This window comes from Ferrimonas pelagia, from assembly GCF_039543565.1.
GTDB lineage: Bacteria > Pseudomonadota > Gammaproteobacteria > Enterobacterales > Shewanellaceae > Ferrimonas > Ferrimonas pelagia.
Window position 1 is genome coordinate 78,446 of the sequence record NZ_BAABJZ010000105.1, and the last position, 17,212, is coordinate 95,657.

Genomic DNA, 17,212 nt, shown 5'->3' on the forward strand with positions numbered 1-17,212 from the left:
TTCGCCTCTAGACACATTTACTTACACTCATATCGACGTGCCCCGCTGTCTGTGCATCGCATCACCCTTCACAATGTTCTGACACATGGAACCTGGTGAAGATAAGATGAAACGGACAGCTCTTGCGGTACCTTTGCTTGCGATATTGTGCGCTCCTGCCTCCTTGGCTAAAACTGGCCATTTCTACGCAGGTGGTCACGTAAATTACACCCAGTTCAAGACGATCAATGGGGATCTTCAGCCTCTCGCCGCCACCGCGCAGGTTGGCTATCAGTTCAACGAATATCTCGGGACAGAATTACGAGCTGGGGCAGGGGTAAACAGTGATGACGAGGCATCGCTTGAAGCCAAAATCAAAGATCATTACGGCCTCTACATCACCGCAGGTACGCCACTCTCTGATTGGTCTCGGCTCTATGCCATCACCGGATTCAGTTCCATCAAGGCAGAACTCCACGTTCCCAATGAGAGACTCTCGCACTCTGAAAGTGGATTGAGTTACGGTGCGGGCGTCAGTTTTAGTGCCACAAAGCAATTCAAGGTACACATTGAGTATCTGCAGTTACTCGACAGAACAGATTTTGATATCCGTACCCTCAACCTTGGTGTCACCTACCATTTCTAGTTCATCCACAATGAACAAAACGGGGATCGCTTACGGCATCGAAGCGTCCCCGTTTGAAAGTAGCAAGCCAGCAGTGTTGTGATCGGTGTGCCACCAAGGCCGAAGCACCTTTCCAACACACCGGCGATCCCCACATGGCGGCGAGACAGCATCGCGAACGGCTTAGATCTCCATGCTTAAGCAGTACAGAGAGCCAAAGCACCGGCGCCAAATGAAAACGCAGACTCGCCGGTCTATTTCACCGAACAGGTTCCGCGCAGCGCCACCCCATTGGCAGTAGGCCGCTGCTCCAGGATCTCATAACCCTGTGAGCACAGCTGATGGGCATCCAGCTCCTGCTCCAGCAACAGCATCAACTGCCCGTGCGTCAGACCTTCGCCGCTGGGCACCGGACCGGAGCTCTTCCCATCAGTGCCGCGCTCGCCACCGCCGCGCTTGCCTCCGCCGCGCTCGCCCGAACCTCGTCCGCCCTGACCGCGCCGGCCGCCTTCCTGAGCCTGTGGGCCTGCGCCCTTTCCGCCACTCGCGCCGTCCCGTCCCTCGCCATTGCGCGCGCCGAAATAACTAAAAGTGAACGTGGGCGTGCCCTGCGCATTCAACCCATGCTGAAACGCGTGATCAACCGGCTCTGGCTGACTGGCACAGCCCACTAACAACAGCGGGACGGTAAACAACCAAACTTTCATTCAAGCCTCCAAACAAGAAAAGGTGCCCCGTATAGGGACACCTTAGACATCGCGATTTTCCAACTTCAGCGTGTGTTCCCGCTTACTGGCCAGACTTCTCCGCTTTGCGGGCTTCACGCTTGGCTTTGTGCTCCAGTGCCTTGGTGTAGCGCTCCATCGGCATGCCGTTGCGGGCCACTTCACGGGTTTCCACCAAGGCGCCTTCGGCCTTAGTGACGATGCTGATGGTGTAGCCCTCAGCGGTCGGCTCAACCGCGCCGATCTGCAGATTGTCGTTGCCTTTCATGATCAGGCGGGCCTCGGCCAGGGTCTGGATCTCCTCCTGACTGAACTCGCGATCAAATCGCTGCTGCATCTGGGCACGATCGTGGCCGCGCTTACCTTTCATCTGATGCTTGCCGCGCTCACCGCGCTCACCCTTCATGTAGTGGGCACGCTCACCGCGCTCGCCCTTCATCTGATGCTCACCGTCAGAGGCAATGACAGGGGCGGCGACGGCGGTGGTGGCAGCCAACACGGCTGCGATGATCATTGTGCGTTTCATGATGACTTACCTCGATTTGATTCGTTTGTCTGGGTTGACGGTGCCCATTTAACCACTCGGACGTCGCAGAAATATCTCCGCTTTGCCTGAGCTTGTCGCAGAATGTAACCGCGCCGACCAGCCCCACGAAGAATGAACGCCAAAAGACAACAGACCATCTCTATCCTCATGAAATAAAATGACTTTGTGACAGTTAAACTTTGATACATTCCCCTTAAGCTCAAGGCCGTATAATGGCCCCAATCCCTTTTGGTTCGTAGCGAGGCGCTCTATGTCCCAGCAACACATCCTGGTGGTCGACGATCACGACGAGATCCGCGATCTGCTGGGCAGCTATCTGCAGCAGCACGGGTTCCAGATCACCACCGCCAACGGCGGCGAGCAGATGAAGGCGGTCTTGGCCGAGCACCACATCGATCTGGTGGTGCTGGATCTGATGATGCCCGGTGAAGATGGCCTCAGCCTGTGCCGTCAACTGCGCGAGCAGGACGGGCCGCCGGTGATTATGCTCACCGCCATGAGCGAAGACGCCGATACCATTGTCGGGTTGGAGATGGGCGCCGACGACTACGTCACCAAACCCTTTAGCCCCCGGGTGTTGCTGGCCCGGATCAAAGCCGTGCTACGCCGCAATGAACATCAGGAAGAAACTGGCAGCCACGCAGCGGGCGACGCCAGCCGCATCGCCTTTCCCGGCTGGGTGCTGGACATCCATCAACGTCAATTGGAAAACGCCCAAGGCGTCCTGCTGCCGCTGAGCACCGCCGAATACCGACTGCTGAAAGTTCTGCTGGAGCACCCGCGCCAAGTGCTCAGCCGGGACCAATTGATGGATCTGACCCGTGGCCGGGAAGCGATGCCATTTGATCGCAGCATCGATAATCAGATCAGTCGGCTACGCAAGAAGATCGAGCCGGATCCCAAAGTCCCGACCCTGATCAAAACCGTCTGGGGCGGCGGCTACATGTTCACCGAAGAGACCCAAATTTCATGATCAGCCAGCGTCTGCGCCGACTCTGGCCCCGCCGCCTGGCCGGGCAGATGATCGCCCTGGTGCTGCTGGTACTGACTCTGGCGCTGGGGATCAGCGTCTGGCTGCTGTCCGGTGCCCATCGCGAGTCGTTTGGCGCCCTCAGTCAGGGCCAGCTGCTCAAGCAGTACGTCTCCATTGTCAAACTGCTGGAGAGCAGCGAGCCGGAGTACCACAAGACCATCCTACGGGCGACGCGTAACACCAGCACCCGGGTCCATATTGACGACAGCAGCACCCTCAGTGCCCAGCCGGAAACCGACATGGATCGCCGCCTACAGGCCCGCCTGTTGGGCATGCTCGGTCCGCAATACCAAGGGCGGATCCGCGCCAGCATCGGCTATCGTTTCCAGTTACCAACGGAGAAACAGCTGCGGGAATATCAATTCTCGGAAGAAGAGCAACGGGGCCGCGGGCCGGATCGGGCCCGTCACATGACCGAGCGACAGCGGCGCATGCTGTTTGAACGCTCTATGGAGAAGGATCAACGCACCCGCCCACGGCTGGAATATTTGAGTATCTCCTTAAAAACCAAAGAGGATCGCTGGCTCAACTTTGACATGGTGGTGCCTAAGCCACCGGCACTGATCCCGCGGCAAACCTTGATCTTCCTGCTGCTGGCAGGCGGTGCACTGATGATCGCCCTGCTGTGGATGGTGCGACGGATCGCCACCCCAGTGAAAAGCCTTTCCACCGCGGCCAATCGAATGGGCCGAGGAGAAACCCTGCCGCCATTACAGGAGCAGGGGCCAGAGGAGATCCGCGAGCTCACCCGCGCCTTCAATCAGATGCAGGACAGGCAACAACGCTTCGTGTCCGATCGTACCCGCATGCTGGCGGCGTTCTCCCACGATCTGCGTACCCCGATCACCAGCCTGCGGCTGCGGGTGGAGATGATGGAGCCAAGCGAGCATCAACAACGGCTGCTGGACACACTGGATGAGATGCAGCAGATGAGCGAGGCCACACTGGCCTTTGTCCGCGACGGCTCCGACACCGAAGCCACCCGCCAGGTGGATCTGAATGCGCTGCTCGACAGCCTGTGTGATGATCTGGCCGAGCAAGGCAAAGCGGTCAGGTTTAGCGAGAGCGAACAATCGGCTGTGATCGCCTGCCGCCCGCTCAGCCTAAAGCGGGCGCTGCGCAATCTGATCGAAAACGCGGTGCAATACGGTGAACAAGCGGATGTGGCCATCACCGCAGACAATCAGACCGTCAAGATCACCATCCGAGATCAAGGCCCGGGGATCGCGCCGGACAAGATAGAGCAAGTGTTTGAGCCCTTCTTCCGACTGGAAAGTTCGCGTAATCGACATACCGGCGGCGTGGGCCTGGGGATGTCCATCGCCCGCAATATCCTGCGTAGCCATGGCGGCGACATTCAGTTGCAAAATCAACATCCGGGTTTGCTGATCACCCTCACTATCCCGAACCGCTAACGGCCATTAAGCCCGTCGCTGCAGATACGCGTGTCGCTGCTCGACGGGCAACTTCTCAATCGCATAGCGCAGCATCACCCGCGGCATCCGCCCAGCATGCTCATCGAGAAACCCCAACAGCGCCGCCTCATCTCGCTTACCCATCTCCCGCAGCATCCAGCCGACCGCCTTATGGATCAGATCGTGCGGATCGCTCAGCAGCGTCCGGGCCTGTGCCAAGATCGGCTCGCTCTGGCCAGCGCGGATCCCCGCCAGCGACGCCAGCACCGCCACCCGCCGATCCCACAGCCGGGGACTGCGCAGTAGCTGGGCCTGCTCAGCCACAAACTGACCGCGCAGTACCGGCTCACCGAGCAGGCGGGGCGCACTCCCATCGATCAGATCCCAGTTGTTCACCGCCGCCAATTGACTCAGATAGAACGCCGTCAGCGCATCGCGTCGCTCGGCCGACTTCGCCCGCTCATGCTGTAGCACCAGAATGAATAACCCGAGCTGGCGCACCTCGTGCCACTCACTGGCCAGCAGCACTTCGACCGTCGCCAGCGGCAGTTCGCGCTGTTGCCGCGACAGCTTGCGCACATTCGGCACCGTCACGCCGAGGAAGCGGTCTCCCTCGCCATAGCCGCCGGGCCGGGCTTGAAAATACTTGGGGTAAAAGTCGGCTTTGTCCGGATCAGACAACGCCTTGAGTTCATTAAGCAGCTTTTGAGCGGTGATCATATCTGGCCTGATTAAAGGAGATTCAGCGCCAACCTGGCAACCAGATCGCGTCGTCATTGAGCTCGCGCCAGTCGATACGGTATCGCTTGCGATTGATAATGGCTTCAATATGGCAGAGCACCACTACCCCGTCCTCATCGATCGTCACTTTAACCACCATAAAGTGCTTCTGCCAATCGATGGGTTCGACGCGTGTCCACTTGCTGGACAGCAGTTTTTTGGGGCTGAGCTTATGTCGCCTGCGCCGGCTCGGGCCAGGCTTGTTCGGGCTGAGAGCGGACATGCTGCTTCTACGCTTCACAGCCCGACAGTGGATCACCTACGCTTACAGCAGAGCCTTGATGTCCGCCGCGATGGACTCCGGCTTATCGGTCGGCGCGTAGCGCTTCACCACCTTTCCATCCCGATCCACCAGAAACTTGGTGAAATTCCATTTGATCCCCTTGCTGCCCAGCATTCCCGGCGCGGCCTTTTTCAGGTATTCGAACAGCGGATCCGCACCACTGCCGTTGACCTCCACCTTAGCCATCAGCGGAAAGGTCACGCCAAAGTTGAGCTGACAAAACTCACTGATCGCCGCGGCATCGCCCGGCTCCTGCTGACCAAACTGGTTGCAGGGAAAGCCCAGCACCACCAAGCCTTGCTCCTTGTATTGCTGATACACCCGCTCCAGCCCCTCATACTGCGGGGTAAAGCCGCATTTGCTGGCGGTATTGACGATCAACATCACCTTGCCCTGATACTCACTTAGGGACTGCGGTTGACCCGCATTGGTGCTCACTTCAAACGCGTAAATCGGGTTCATAACACTGACTCCTTGTTGGCCGAACCGACGGAACACAACGCTCTGCGAACCATCACCATAACCAGTTTCCACGCTGGACTCAAAGTGGTCGAACTCGGAGCGCTTTCATGCGTTTAAACGCTCGTTTGAGTGTTCTCTTGATCTTGCGCAAACAAAGGTTGAGTTTCAGTCATAAACATCTACGTAACATCTTCCGCCATGTTAAAACCATAACTGAGTGCTTCTGTCCCAAGACAATTTTGCGCTAAGGAAGGATGATAATGCGAGTTCACAAAAGCAAATTAACCGCCCTCGTTTTGATGGGCCTGTTGACCCTATCTGGCTGCGGAGATGATGGCAAAGATGGTGCCGATGGTGCCGATGGTGCTGTTGGGCCCCAGGGACCCGATGGCAGCCCAGGCCTACCCGCCGGCAGTTTTACCCAAAGTGCGGAGAACATTAACGAACTACAGTTTACCCTGGCACCAGAGAACATCGACCTGTCCGAGAATTTCCGTATTGAGTTTCAACTGGACGGTCAAAATCCCCTCGGCGAGGTCGTGCCTTTCGTCGGCTTGAATAGAGTCTCGATCTACGCCTCACACCTCACCCTCAACGACACTGATATTGGCGCGCCAACCGCTTGGGCCAGCCACAGCTACCTGAGTAACGAACAAACCGCCATGTACTGTGATATCGCCGGTGGCGAGATCACCGTACGCGGCACCACCTACCAAGCCTGTACCCTGACAGAGACAGAGCCCGGCTATTATGTCGGTACCTGGGAGCACGAGGGGAGCACGCCGCCGGTCTATCTCGAGGGCGATGACACCAACCTGACCCACCGTCTCTGGCTGCGCGGCTACAACATCGTCGACAGCACCGGCGAAGGCATTGACGACAAAGTCTTGTCCGAGCGACTCGACTACATCCCGGCCACCGGCGAGATCCTGACCGATTCTGGTCGCGATCTGGTGATGGACAGTGCCTGTCAGAATTGTCACGGCGGAGATGAGGGCTCGCCCATCGTTAACCTGCACGCTCACCACAATTACCAAAGTGTTGGTAATTGTGTGAACTGCCACAACACCTACTATGAAGCCACCGATGAGCAGATCGCAGAAGGCTGGAATGAAGGCAACTGGGATCTGACGGTATTGATCCACCGCCTGCATGCCGGCGCCCACATTGCCGATAGCCTCAGTGGCGAAGCGCTCGAGTATATGGGTGATATCCACTATCCGGGCGAGCTCAACAACTGCGTCGCCTGCCATGAAGGCAACACCGCCTGGGTCGACAACATCTACCGCGATGCCTGTGTCGCCTGCCACATCGAGACCGATCCCCGCACCGGCGAAAACCATGCAGATGTCGTGGTCGACAATGACGCGGATTGCGCCGTCTGTCATGGCGCCGGAGGTCTGCTGCCAGTGATGGCCAGTCACGAGATCGGCATTCGCGATACCTTGCGCGACGCCTTCTACGCCAAAGTGGATCCGGCCACCATCACGGTCGTCGCCAATGTTGACCCCACCTTGGTGGACGTCACCTTCGGCTTCAAGGCCTACCTCAATGGCGCAGCCTATACCGAAGATCTGGCAGCACTAGACTTTATTTCCGGCGATCAAAAGTGGCTGGTTAACTTCCAAGCCGACAGTGGCTATGCCTTGGCTTACAGTGCCTATGGCACCGGCTCTGCCCCGTTCCAGGAAGCCAGCTTTGATGGCACCCACTACCTCACCAGCACCACCGCGCCGGCCGAGATCGTCAGTGGCACCGGTGTGATCATCGGTGACGTACGACTCTGTGCCAAGGAGGGCGCGTTGGCTACCTGTGGCGCCGAAATTGATGACACCACCTCATTAGCAATGAAGTCCGAAGCGGTGTACTTCGATACAACCGATCCCACCAGCACCGATGTGGTCCTGTCTCGCTACGCCACCGAGGAAGGTGGAGTCGTGTCCATCGCCAAGTGCAACGATTGCCACGGCGATATCGCCTATGGCAAACGCGGCCATCACGGCGTCGACAAGATCGAGCAGTGCGTCCATTGCCACAATGAAAATGTTATCTCTTTCAGAGGCAGCAGCCGGGATCTTGGCCTGAATTCCCACAAGTTCCACGCGAATCACAGCGATTATGTGGATGATGGGGAAACTGGGATCCACTATCCCAACCTGCTCACCGACTGTGCGGCATGCCATGTCAGTGACGAATGGTTCGATGGCAGCGGTGCGTTGCAGTCTGGTAAAACCGGCTTCCGCGTCAGTCTGGATCTGGATAACGTCGATCGGGTCAGCCCCATCGCCACCACCTGCCTGACCTGTCATACCAGCGAGGCGGTCGCCGCCCACGCCGCCAGCCAAGGTGCCATCATTGACCCGGCCAACGCCGTACCGAACCCGCCGGTCGAAAGCTGCGCCGTGTGTCACGACGGAGTTCACAGCTTCTAACCTGACCCGCGGATAAACCGCTCTACATAAAGAGGGGGGAGATCTTAATCTCCCCCCTCTTCTTTATCTGCTGCTCAACCCGCCCGAGCCGCCGCATCTGGGCGGGCAAGATAACTGCGCGATCAATTACCTCGGCCAACGCCCTGTTGCCAGAACTGCTGAGACAGCTGCGACTGCTTGGAAGCCAGTCGTGACATATCCTCACCCCGCTTCGCCGTCTCCGCTGCTTGATCCAAGCTGCACTGGGCCAGATCACTGATGGTTTGAATGGCCTGACTGATGTCCTGGGTCACCACCCGCTGCTGGCTCATGGCCGCGGCGATCTGCTCACTCATCTGATTGATCCGATCGATCGCCTCGCGCAGCGAAGCAAACGCCTCATCGACCCGGCGGGTCAGGATCACCGTCTGCGATGCGGCCTGCTCACCTTCGCGCATGGCCACGCTGGCCGCCCGACTGGAGCCCTGGAACTGCTTGACGATCCCCTCGATCTGCACAGTGGAATCCGCCGTGCGCTGCGCCAAGGTGCGCACCTCGTCGGCCACGACGGCAAAGCCGCGGCCCTGCTCGCCGGCCCGCGCCGCCTCGATGGCGGCATTGAGCGCCAGCAGGTTGGTTTGATCGGCAATGCCGCGGATCACATCCAACACCTCGGCGATCGCACCGCTGTCCTGCTCGATGGTCACCACATCACCGGCGATCCGCGCCACATCCTGGCTTAAGGTTTCGATCGCCGTGGTCACCTGCGCCAAGATCTCACTGCCCTGATCGGCGGTCTCTACGCTGTCACGCAAAGCCTGAGCCACACCGGTCGCATTGTCGGCCACCTCATTAAAGCTGACGCTCATCTCCTCCACTGCGGTCGCCGCCGCCGCCGTTTGTTGGCTCTGCTCCTGCGCCCGCTGCTGGGTGTCCACCACCGTCGTGCTCAGCTCCCGCCCCATGGTGCACAGATCACCGGCCGAATCCGCCATTCGTCCGACGACGCCACCGAGCTCGGTCGACAGAAAGTCCAGGGTCAATCCGATCTGCCCCAACTCATCCTGACGGCCACTGAACACCGCACGGGCAATGGGATCGTCGATCACCGCCTCGCTACGCGCCACCAGAGCACGAAACGGTTGCAACAACCACCACAGCAGCGCCAAGGTCGCCGCCAAACCAAGCCCCGTCCCCAACAAGGGTTGCCACAGCGCCAAAAGTGCCGTCAATAAGCCGCCCCCGGTCGCCGCCAGCAGCAATCGATTGGCGAACCCCAGCCGGGCGGGCCGCAGCGACTTCGGCTGCTTGCCGGCCTTTAACGCGCCATAGACCGCTTCCGCTTGCTCGACATGCTGCGGGTTGGCCTTGCGCCGCACCGACTGGTACTCATGGATCTTACCCTCCTCGTACACCGGAGTGACATAGGCATTGACCCAATAATGATCGCCATTTTTGGCGCGATTTTTAACGATGCCAAACCAGGGATTGCCCTGCTGGATCTGGCCCCACATCGCCGCAAAGGCCTGCTCCGGCATGTCGGGGTGACGCACTATATTGTGAGGCTGGCGCCGCAGCTCTTGATAGCTGTACTGACAGATCTGACTGAATCCGCTGTTGGCATATTTAATGTTGCCCTTCAGATCGGTGGTGGACAGCAAGATAACGTCGTCGGCAAAGGGGGTTTCCCGTCCCGTGACAGGCTGGTTGTTGCGCATGGCTCAGCTCCAAAACGGCGATGTGTCGCGCTATGGTGCCAGTGCCAATATCAGGACGCATAGCGCTGGATCACAGCGGCGCAAGTTTTTGAATTTATTTTGATTTAGATCAGTTGCCAGCGTGTGAGCAAGCCCTCATGACAGCAGACAAACAAAAGGGAGCCGTCCCTGGCTCCCTTTTTTACCTATCGACTCAGCGTGGTTTAGCGATCAGTGCGTTGGCACCCATCTTCGACACTGCAAAGCCCATCAATACCGAACGTGGCATACAACTGAACCACGTCGTTCCAGGCGTCCGCCCCCAACGCATTCACGATGTAGTGCTCGACGTCATTGCGCAGGCTGTCAGCGAAGAAGCTAGCGCTGAACAGCGCCTGATGCAGTGAGGACATCTTAGATCCGGTCAGGTAAGACACGGAGTCGCTCTGTTCGTCGTACTGATACTCATACAGACTGTACCAACCGGCCGCGTTGGCGATCGCTGGCAGCTGCGTCTGCAACTGGCTTAGCTGATCCACCGCATCCATCGGTGCCAACAGGCCGTACAGCGCGCTGGCATAGGGCGCGCCAATGGCCGTCTGATTGGAGTCACCGTGCTGATAATAGCTTTGCGATACGCTGTCCAGACCGTAGACCGTGGCTTTGCCAAACTTGTCAAAGCTGTCAGAGAGCAGGGGGATCCCATACTCAGCCGCATACTCAACATGCAGCCCGGCAAAATTCTCAAACGGACTGAAGTCGGTGATCAGCTGGGCCTCATCAAACCACAGGCCCGGTACCATCGCGTCGGCAAATCCGCCATTGGGCGTCACCAGAGACGTCAGCGACTCACCACCATCAGTGGCGATCTGTGTCCCCCAAGTGGTCATGCCGGTAAACGCCTGTGCTGGGATCTCACCGCCGCTCAGCAACACCGCCCACAAGGCACCAAGTCGCTGGTTAGTGGCTTGATTATCCGCCAGCGCCGGCAGGTAATCATTGGTTTGATAATCCCAGCCCTGACGCAGTAGGCCGCTGTCGTTTTCTTCAACGTCATACAGCTTGTGCCAACCGGGCACCGTCGCCAGGATCAACCGGTGAGCGCGCTGAGCAAGCTCAGCTAACTCGGCGTCCTCATGCTGCCAATAGGCCCCCGCCAACGCGGCCAAACTGGACAGGATCTGACCATTGTCTCCTACTGTCACCTTGCCAGCATTGCGCTTGCTGTCATCTTTGGGGCTGACCAGATAGCGGTTCTCATACTCATAATCACTAAGGAACAAGCCGCCGAACCTGCCCGCTTCTTCCAGTTTGAACAAAGCCTCACTCAGACGACGACGGGCGACGCTATCACCGCTCCGCTCCATCTCAGTCAGGATGTTCAGATACAGCGCAATGGCCGTGGTATTGGCGTTGTTATCGACCACATAGGTGTCGTGGAAATACACGTTCATGGTGTCAACTGGCAGTTGATTGTAGAAATCCACCGCCACCATATCGGCAAAAAATTGCAGGTTGTTTTGTACCTGCTCTTTAAAGCCGATGGGGTAGTACTGCTCGCCAATGGCGATTTTAGTCAGTGCCGGCTTGCTGTCCACCTTGCGGTCATCGTCGTCCGAGCAACCGGTCAGCAACACTGCTGCGGTGGTCAAAGCCACCAGAGTTTTCTTTGTAGACACGAAGTCACCTCTAAATTCGTTGTGCTTTGGGTTGCCAATCAATCGACCGGATGGAACATCCACATGGACGCATTTTGCTGACCACCACGTCCTCCGTTGTTGCTCGACTTATACTCTTCGGCCACGATCAGGATCCCGTCATTGCGCACCACGATCTCCTGCGGAGAGGTGATCTGATCCCAATCACATCGATATTGGTGGTCTGCAAAGGGCAGGTCGCCGCCCATGATCACCGGTTCAATCCGTGTGACTTCATAGCCCTCTTGCACGGGCATTCGATAGATCCCGCCGCACTTGGCATTGCTGTAGTCCAGACGGATATCGCCGCTAGGCGCGGAGCCGGTCGGCTTATGGGAGGCGTCAAGTGCCTGCGCCATCGAGCCAAAAAACTCAGGAATGGCAAAATAGAGATACGCCACCTCAACGTCGTCGGATAGGCCCGTCCCTTCGATGGCTTTCTCCACCCTAGCCAGGTTGGCGGTCAATCCGGATAGGTTGTACCACTCGGCGGTGGCACCTTGAGCTATAGCCGCTTGCCGGCTTTCCAAGAAGGCAACGCGATCGTCCATCGGCTCGCTGGCGGTGGTGGCGTTACCCCCCTCCTCTACACTCGGGTAGCTGTGGCCATCGGCGGGACGCCCGGCGTCCACCCAGCGAGACCAGGCTTTAACATCTTCCAGAGTCAGGTAGCTGGATTGTTCATCGACAAAATCGGCTAGGCCGATGCCATCAAAGTCACTGATCCAAGCCTCCACCTGAGCACTACTGGTATGGCCCAGTTCGATCCACTCAAGCTCAAACTCAACCCGCTCTGGGTGGTCCAGATAGGTATCAGAATCCTGGTTCACTTTCGCTGCGAACAGGGTTCCCTCGCTGAGATGCTCAGGCGCATCGGCGACAAAACGGTACAGGACGCCATCTTCGGTGCGCTGTGACAGGTAAACGGTTTGACGATCCGGCATGATCACCGCGCTGTGCTGCTCAAAGCGGCCCATGGCAAAGTGTTTTACGACCGTCGGGATCTCCAGTGTAGGCTCAGTGATCTCCACCTGATAGCCATAGCGGTAGGGATTGGGGAATCGATCATCCTGCTGTACAGCCTGCAGGGCCGCCACATAGGGATCGTCTGCCACCAGCCCATCGGTGGATTGGTTCCAGGTGGCAGAACTGGTGCTCTTACTGGTGCTCATCACCACACTGTTTTCGGCAAACAGCGGTGTCTGCCAAGGGGTCATCTGACTGGCGGCTATCCCGGCTGTGCCTTGCAGCGCCTGCAGATCAAAGAATTCGCTACCGGCCACATCCCAGCTTTGCACCACAGGCACGTCGCAATTGGCAACCACGCCTTCTTCACACTCTACCGGGGGCAGTTCTGGGGCGGTTGCTGCCCGTGCGATCTGAGTACGGGTAAAACCGCCGGGGAAGGTGTCCCAGAAAGAGAACAGGTAACCCTCGGTACCCTCTGGATTGCTGGCAACAAATCGGTTGCCGACTGGACGTTGGCTCAATGACTCCAGCACGCCAGTGTTAAGGTTGGACTCCTGCAGATGCTCGATCGCTCCAAAGCCCAAATGGGCATCATCACCGTCGGCTTTCAGTAGGTAGTGATATTCGCGCTGGATCAGCGCGTCAGTCTCATCTCCCGCACCATGAGCGATGCGGATCCGGTGGTTGGCATAAGCGTCGGTGCCGCGCTCCACCGAACGAAAACGGTGCACCACGACGTCATCAATGGACTCGCCATACAGGCCGCCGATTAAAGCTTGTTTATAAAAACCGCCATAACCGCCGTTTGCCCCCATGTTTCCGTACTCTTCATACCCACGGGTAGCAAAGAACAGCTCACCATCACGGATTTCCAAACCGCTAAACCCAATACCAAGGGGCGCAGTAGCCAGGCGCATCAAAGCGCCCGGACCTTCCGGCGGACGGGGCAGACCGGTTTCGCAGTCGTACAGGAGTTTATTACAATCCTGCGGTTTTTCCGGCAGCTCAATGCAACTCGGCCCGTCACACTCGACGTGCTGGCGCGCATCTCCACCGCAGCCAACCAATGCTACGCTCATCGCCGTTGCTAACAGCGATAGCTGATACTTTCTCATACCAACCTCTACAAGTTATTTCGTACCTTTTATATAAGGACGAAATTATTATTTTATTGCTCTGTTATCGGCGGAGCGTTTTCTTGTTGAGTTCAATGTAATGAGTATCTAAGGCTGTTCTTCTCTTATAACTTACCCCCAGAATGTAAATTAATGTCTTACAACATAGCAAGCCAGACCTAAGGTTAATCTGCCCCCCGATTCTACGTAATGTGAGCGCCATCACCCAGCTCGCACCACCAGGGTGAGACAGATCACCACTCATCACCACAGAGTGACGCTGAATGACGCTTACTTATACAGCCGTAACAAATCGTCATCCTGACAACCCATTGAGCGGAGTTCGTGAGTACATTCTGAATATTTACAATGTAAATGTTGTTCAACCTCATTGTCATAGCATTGGTCAATGACCTTATGTAATCTGGCATTGAGTCAGCTTGGTCTGTACTTAAACACGTTATCGGCACAGTGTTTTTTTGAGTTATAGAGGAATAAACCCCTCTCCAATGTAAAGAAAGGTCATGAAATGTCTTCATGATCGATTTTATTTAAGGTTGGGACGAAACTGCCATAAAAATAAAAACTGGCAGTTGAACATTTGCTGTGGTGCCCAGGGTTAGTGCACCACTAAAGCGATATATCGAGGTGTTTAATGCAGTTCCCTGCTTCTAAACTGTCTCCCATTGCTGCCTTCCTGGTAGTAATGTTTCAAGGCGGCGGATTGGCTTATGCGGCGGAGGCGGATGCTTCCACCGATAAGGTAGATGAAGACATTGAAGTGATCCGTGTCACTGGCACCCGCGCCAGTCTAGCGGATGCCATCAATGAAAAACGTTTCAGTGACGCACAGATCGACGTGATCTCCGCCGAAGACATCGGCGTCATGCCCGATGCCGACATCGGCGACTCGCTCGAGCGGGTGTCCGGTGTACAGATCGACCGCAGCGAAGGCGGTACCGCCCGTGAGGTTAATATCCGCGGCATGCCAGGTTACTTCACCAAGACCCTGTACAATGGCCGCACCATTACCACGGCATTGAACCCCAACCGTAACTTCTCCTACGACATCATGCCGTCGGCCTTTATCTCCCGCGTGTCCGTGCAGAAAAGTACCTCGGCCGATCTGGAAGAGGGCGGGATCTCCGGCACAGTGAACATGCAGAGCCACCGCGCACTGGATCGCAAGCAGGCCCAGACCCGTGTGATCGGTCGGACCACCTATCAGGGCAACTCCGGTGAGCCCGGGGTCGATCTCTCTTTCATTCATACCAATCCGATCATTGAAGATACCCTGGGGATAGCGTTCGGCCTGAACTATATGGATCAGACTAACGCCTCGCAGAAAATCGAAAACAACCCACTGGGCACAGGTCGTTACTACTACAACACCAACCCGGACAACCCGGAAGATGGTGAGAAGATGAACGCCTACGGCACCAGCCAAACCCGGGCTGTGTTGCAGGATAACGTACGGGAACGTGCGGCAGGCTTCATCAATATGCAATGGAACCCGAGTGATAACCTATCACTGTGGGCAGAGTCGCTGTACACCAATTACAAATCCTCCGAGCACCGTCAGCGCCACGTGTTTAACCTGCAAAATGAAGACATCACCAATTGGGATGGCTATACGGTGGGGGACACCACCTATGTGACCAGTGCGGATTTTGAGGGGGTGCGTAACTGGGTTGAGGATGGACCCATCTCCAAAGACACCAACATCTTCCTCAACACCTTAGAAGCCACATACACCGTCGGCGACTGGACCTTTGATGCCGGGCTAAGCAGCTCACGCTCCGATCAAGATTGGGACAACATGATGTTGCTCACCGATCTCGACGCCATGGACATGACCTTTGACTGGGGCACGGCGGGCAACGGCGATCCGGTTCGCTACACCTACAACACCGCAGGAATGGCGGAGTACCTGTCCAATCCGGGCAGCTATGGCCGCTACGATCCCAACGTCAATAACTCGGGCCTACGCCTAGCCGGACCGCAATTGGGCAGTACCCAAGAAACCAACGCCAGCTCGGTCAATCTGGACATTACCCACGACTTCTATCGTGACTATGGCCTGCTCGCCGTTAACAAGATCCGCTTTGGCTTTAGCTATGCCCGCGAGGAGTCGTTGACCTCCAAGCACAGTTTGCACGCCCAGATGGATCATGAACAAGTCTTGGGCTTGCTTGCGGCCAACGGTTACGATGAAAGCCTGATCCGCTTTATCACTGCCCAGCCCGGTAGCGGTGGCTGGTTTAACAGCTTGAACCAGGGTGGCACGCCATACAACTACCTGACCCCGGATGCCATACATTTTCGCGATCACATTAGCGTCTACGATGTGCGTGACTACGCCTCCAACATCACCCTGGCAAACGGCAACAAGATGTATCAGAACGAGGTCAGTAACCTGATTGAGGATAACTTCGCGGCCTACCTGCGAACCGATTTCTCTCTCGGCTACGACATGAGCGGTAACATGGGCGTGCGTTTCATCCACACCGACCAGTTACAGCAGGGGGTCGGCGCCGACTTGACCCAAGGGTTGGTTGAGGACCGCGATGGTTCCTTGATCCTGCGCTCCGCCACCGATCAGTTCGTCGATCGCGAGCACCAATACTGGTGGGTGCTGCCCAGCATGAACCTACGTTATTCGCTGCGTGACGACATGACCTTGCGTTTTGGCTACGGCCGCTCACTGTCGCGCCCCAACAAGAACGATCTGAACCTCAACACCAACTTCAACTTCAACGACGGTTCGCCGCGCCTGAACACGACAGATCCGGACTTGATGCCCTTTACCGCCGACAATATCGATGTCAGCTGGGAGTGGTACTACAATCCGGAATCCATGTTGGCCGCCGCCTACTTCTACAAGGACGTAGATAGCCTGATCCACCGTAAGGAGCAGGACATCAGCATGGATGTCTTCAACAGCTCGGGTGCCTTCCTCCGCTCCGAAAACGTCACCTTGATTGGGCCAACCAACGGCGACGGTGTGGTGCTGCAAGGCTTCGAGGTGGCTTACCGGACGCCATTTACCTTCCTGCCGGGCCTGCTCAGCAATATGGGGATGGACGCCAACTACACCTTCACGGAGAACTCCAATCAGGAGGTGTTGACGGCGGCCTCTCGCCACAACGCCAATATGTCGCTGTACTACTCGGTACGTAAGTTTGATGTGCGCGCCTCGTTCAGCTATCGCTCCGAGCGTCTTAATGACATCTACGAGATGTGGGATCAGGCCAACAACAACCAGGCGGACAAGCCAGCGACCTACTCACCAGCGTCGCAGCGCCTGACCGTCAACATGTCCTACCGCCCAACCCCGAAACTGCGCTTCAACCTGGGCCTGAGTAACGTCACGGATGCGGGCAGCGGCAAGTACGCCGAGGGTGGCTGGGGCCAAAACTATAACGACTTTGGCCGCACCATCAGTGCTGGCGTCACCGTCAACTTGTAACAATG

The 17,212-nt window shown here is 57.1% G+C and carries 13 protein-coding genes; 5 read left to right on the plus strand and 8 right to left on the minus strand.

Features of this window, described 5'->3' with window-relative positions; all coding sequences use genetic code 11:
* Nucleotides 1-85: 85 nt before the first annotated feature.
* Entirely contained in the window at nucleotides 86-625 is a 540-nt protein-coding gene (locus ABEA08_RS20520; protein ID WP_345337298.1) for a porin family protein, read from the plus strand.
* 233 nt (nucleotides 626-858) lie between these two features.
* Here ABEA08_RS20520 and ABEA08_RS20525 read toward each other — a convergent pair whose 3' ends face one another.
* Nucleotides 859-1,311 (minus strand): hypothetical protein, encoded by a 453-nt coding sequence (locus tag ABEA08_RS20525; RefSeq protein ID WP_345337299.1) that lies wholly within the window; start codon nucleotides 1,309-1,311, stop codon nucleotides 859-861.
* An 82-nt stretch (nucleotides 1,312-1,393) separates the two neighbouring features.
* A complete protein-coding gene (locus ABEA08_RS20530) occupies nucleotides 1,394-1,855 on the minus strand; it encodes a hypothetical protein (protein ID WP_345337300.1) in 462 nt (153 codons plus the stop codon).
* Nucleotides 1,856-2,126: 271 nt separating this feature from the next.
* Between ABEA08_RS20530 and ABEA08_RS20535 the strand changes: the two genes are divergently transcribed.
* Both ABEA08_RS20535 and ABEA08_RS20540 read left to right on the plus strand, forming a co-directional pair.
* Nucleotides 2,127-2,849: a response regulator gene (locus tag ABEA08_RS20535; RefSeq protein ID WP_345337301.1), complete on the plus strand. Its 723-nt coding sequence runs from the start codon at nucleotides 2,127-2,129 to the stop codon at nucleotides 2,847-2,849.
* Nucleotides 2,846-4,324, plus strand: a complete 1,479-nt coding sequence (locus ABEA08_RS20540; RefSeq protein ID WP_345337302.1) for an ATP-binding protein — start codon at nucleotides 2,846-2,848, stop codon at nucleotides 4,322-4,324. The genes ABEA08_RS20535 and ABEA08_RS20540 overlap by 4 nt, the downstream gene beginning before the upstream one ends.
* Nucleotides 4,325-4,330: 6 nt before the next feature.
* Here ABEA08_RS20540 and ABEA08_RS20545 read toward each other — a convergent pair whose 3' ends face one another.
* Genes ABEA08_RS20545 through ABEA08_RS20555 form a run of 3 tightly spaced genes read right to left on the minus strand, consistent with a single transcriptional unit; the run spans nucleotide 4,331 to nucleotide 5,849 of the window.
* Nucleotides 4,331-5,044, minus strand: coding sequence for a DNA alkylation repair protein (locus tag ABEA08_RS20545; RefSeq protein ID WP_345337303.1), 714 nt, complete (start codon nucleotides 5,042-5,044; stop codon nucleotides 4,331-4,333).
* Between the two features lie 22 nt (nucleotides 5,045-5,066).
* Entirely contained in the window at nucleotides 5,067-5,327 is a 261-nt protein-coding gene (locus ABEA08_RS20550) for a TIGR02450 family Trp-rich protein (RefSeq protein WP_345337304.1), read from the minus strand.
* A gap of 42 nt (nucleotides 5,328-5,369) precedes the next feature.
* The gene (locus ABEA08_RS20555; protein ID WP_345337305.1) at nucleotides 5,370-5,849 is read right to left on the minus strand and encodes a glutathione peroxidase; all 480 of its coding nucleotides are present in this window, start codon (nucleotides 5,847-5,849) and stop codon (nucleotides 5,370-5,372) included.
* Nucleotides 5,850-6,109: 260 nt separating this feature from the next.
* Here ABEA08_RS20555 and ABEA08_RS20560 point away from each other — a divergent pair, with 260 nt between their 5' ends.
* Nucleotides 6,110-8,281, plus strand: coding sequence for an OmcA/MtrC family decaheme c-type cytochrome (locus tag ABEA08_RS20560; protein WP_345337306.1), 2,172 nt, complete (start codon nucleotides 6,110-6,112; stop codon nucleotides 8,279-8,281).
* Nucleotides 8,282-8,403: 122 nt separating this feature from the next.
* Here ABEA08_RS20560 and ABEA08_RS20565 read toward each other — a convergent pair whose 3' ends face one another.
* The 3 genes from ABEA08_RS20565 to ABEA08_RS20575 form a co-directional block, all read right to left on the minus strand.
* Nucleotides 8,404-9,978, minus strand: coding sequence for a methyl-accepting chemotaxis protein (locus tag ABEA08_RS20565; RefSeq protein ID WP_345337307.1), 1,575 nt, complete (start codon nucleotides 9,976-9,978; stop codon nucleotides 8,404-8,406).
* Between the two features lie 203 nt (nucleotides 9,979-10,181).
* Nucleotides 10,182-11,636: a hypothetical protein gene (locus tag ABEA08_RS20570; protein ID WP_345337308.1), complete on the minus strand. Its 1,455-nt coding sequence runs from the start codon at nucleotides 11,634-11,636 to the stop codon at nucleotides 10,182-10,184.
* 38 nt (nucleotides 11,637-11,674) lie between these two features.
* Nucleotides 11,675-13,738 carry an alkaline phosphatase PhoX gene (locus ABEA08_RS20575; protein WP_345337309.1) on the minus strand — a complete coding sequence of 688 codons (2,064 nt, stop codon included), beginning with the start codon at nucleotides 13,736-13,738 and terminating at the stop codon, nucleotides 11,675-11,677.
* Nucleotides 13,739-14,393: 655 nt separating this feature from the next.
* On the opposite strand from ABEA08_RS20575, the gene ABEA08_RS20580 reads away from it, so the two are divergent.
* On the plus strand, nucleotides 14,394-17,207 hold the full coding sequence (locus ABEA08_RS20580; RefSeq protein ID WP_345337310.1) for a TonB-dependent receptor: 2,814 nt from the start codon (nucleotides 14,394-14,396) through the stop codon (nucleotides 17,205-17,207).
* The last annotated feature ends 5 nt before the right edge of the window (nucleotides 17,208-17,212 follow it).

Bases quoted from the DNA above. Each gene is read 5' to 3' on its own strand.
- ABEA08_RS20520 (WP_345337298.1), top strand. From the start codon at position 86: ATGGAACCTGGTGAAGATAAGATGAAACGGACAGCTCTTGCGGTACCT.
- ABEA08_RS20525 (WP_345337299.1), bottom strand. From the start codon at position 1,311: ATGAAAGTTTGGTTGTTTACCGTCCCGCTGTTGTTAGTGGGCTGTGCC.
- ABEA08_RS20530 (WP_345337300.1), bottom strand. From the start codon at position 1,855: ATGAAACGCACAATGATCATCGCAGCCGTGTTGGCTGCCACCACCGCC.
- ABEA08_RS20535 (WP_345337301.1), top strand. From the start codon at position 2,127: ATGTCCCAGCAACACATCCTGGTGGTCGACGATCACGACGAGATCCGC.
- ABEA08_RS20540 (WP_345337302.1), top strand. From the start codon at position 2,846: ATGATCAGCCAGCGTCTGCGCCGACTCTGGCCCCGCCGCCTGGCCGGG.
- ABEA08_RS20545 (WP_345337303.1), bottom strand. From the start codon at position 5,044: ATGATCACCGCTCAAAAGCTGCTTAATGAACTCAAGGCGTTGTCTGAT.
- ABEA08_RS20550 (WP_345337304.1), bottom strand. From the start codon at position 5,327: ATGTCCGCTCTCAGCCCGAACAAGCCTGGCCCGAGCCGGCGCAGGCGA.
- ABEA08_RS20555 (WP_345337305.1), bottom strand. From the start codon at position 5,849: ATGAACCCGATTTACGCGTTTGAAGTGAGCACCAATGCGGGTCAACCG.
- ABEA08_RS20560 (WP_345337306.1), top strand. From the start codon at position 6,110: ATGCGAGTTCACAAAAGCAAATTAACCGCCCTCGTTTTGATGGGCCTG.
- ABEA08_RS20565 (WP_345337307.1), bottom strand. From the start codon at position 9,978: ATGCGCAACAACCAGCCTGTCACGGGACGGGAAACCCCCTTTGCCGAC.
- ABEA08_RS20575 (WP_345337309.1), bottom strand. From the start codon at position 13,738: ATGAGAAAGTATCAGCTATCGCTGTTAGCAACGGCGATGAGCGTAGCA.
- ABEA08_RS20580 (WP_345337310.1), top strand. From the start codon at position 14,394: ATGCAGTTCCCTGCTTCTAAACTGTCTCCCATTGCTGCCTTCCTGGTA.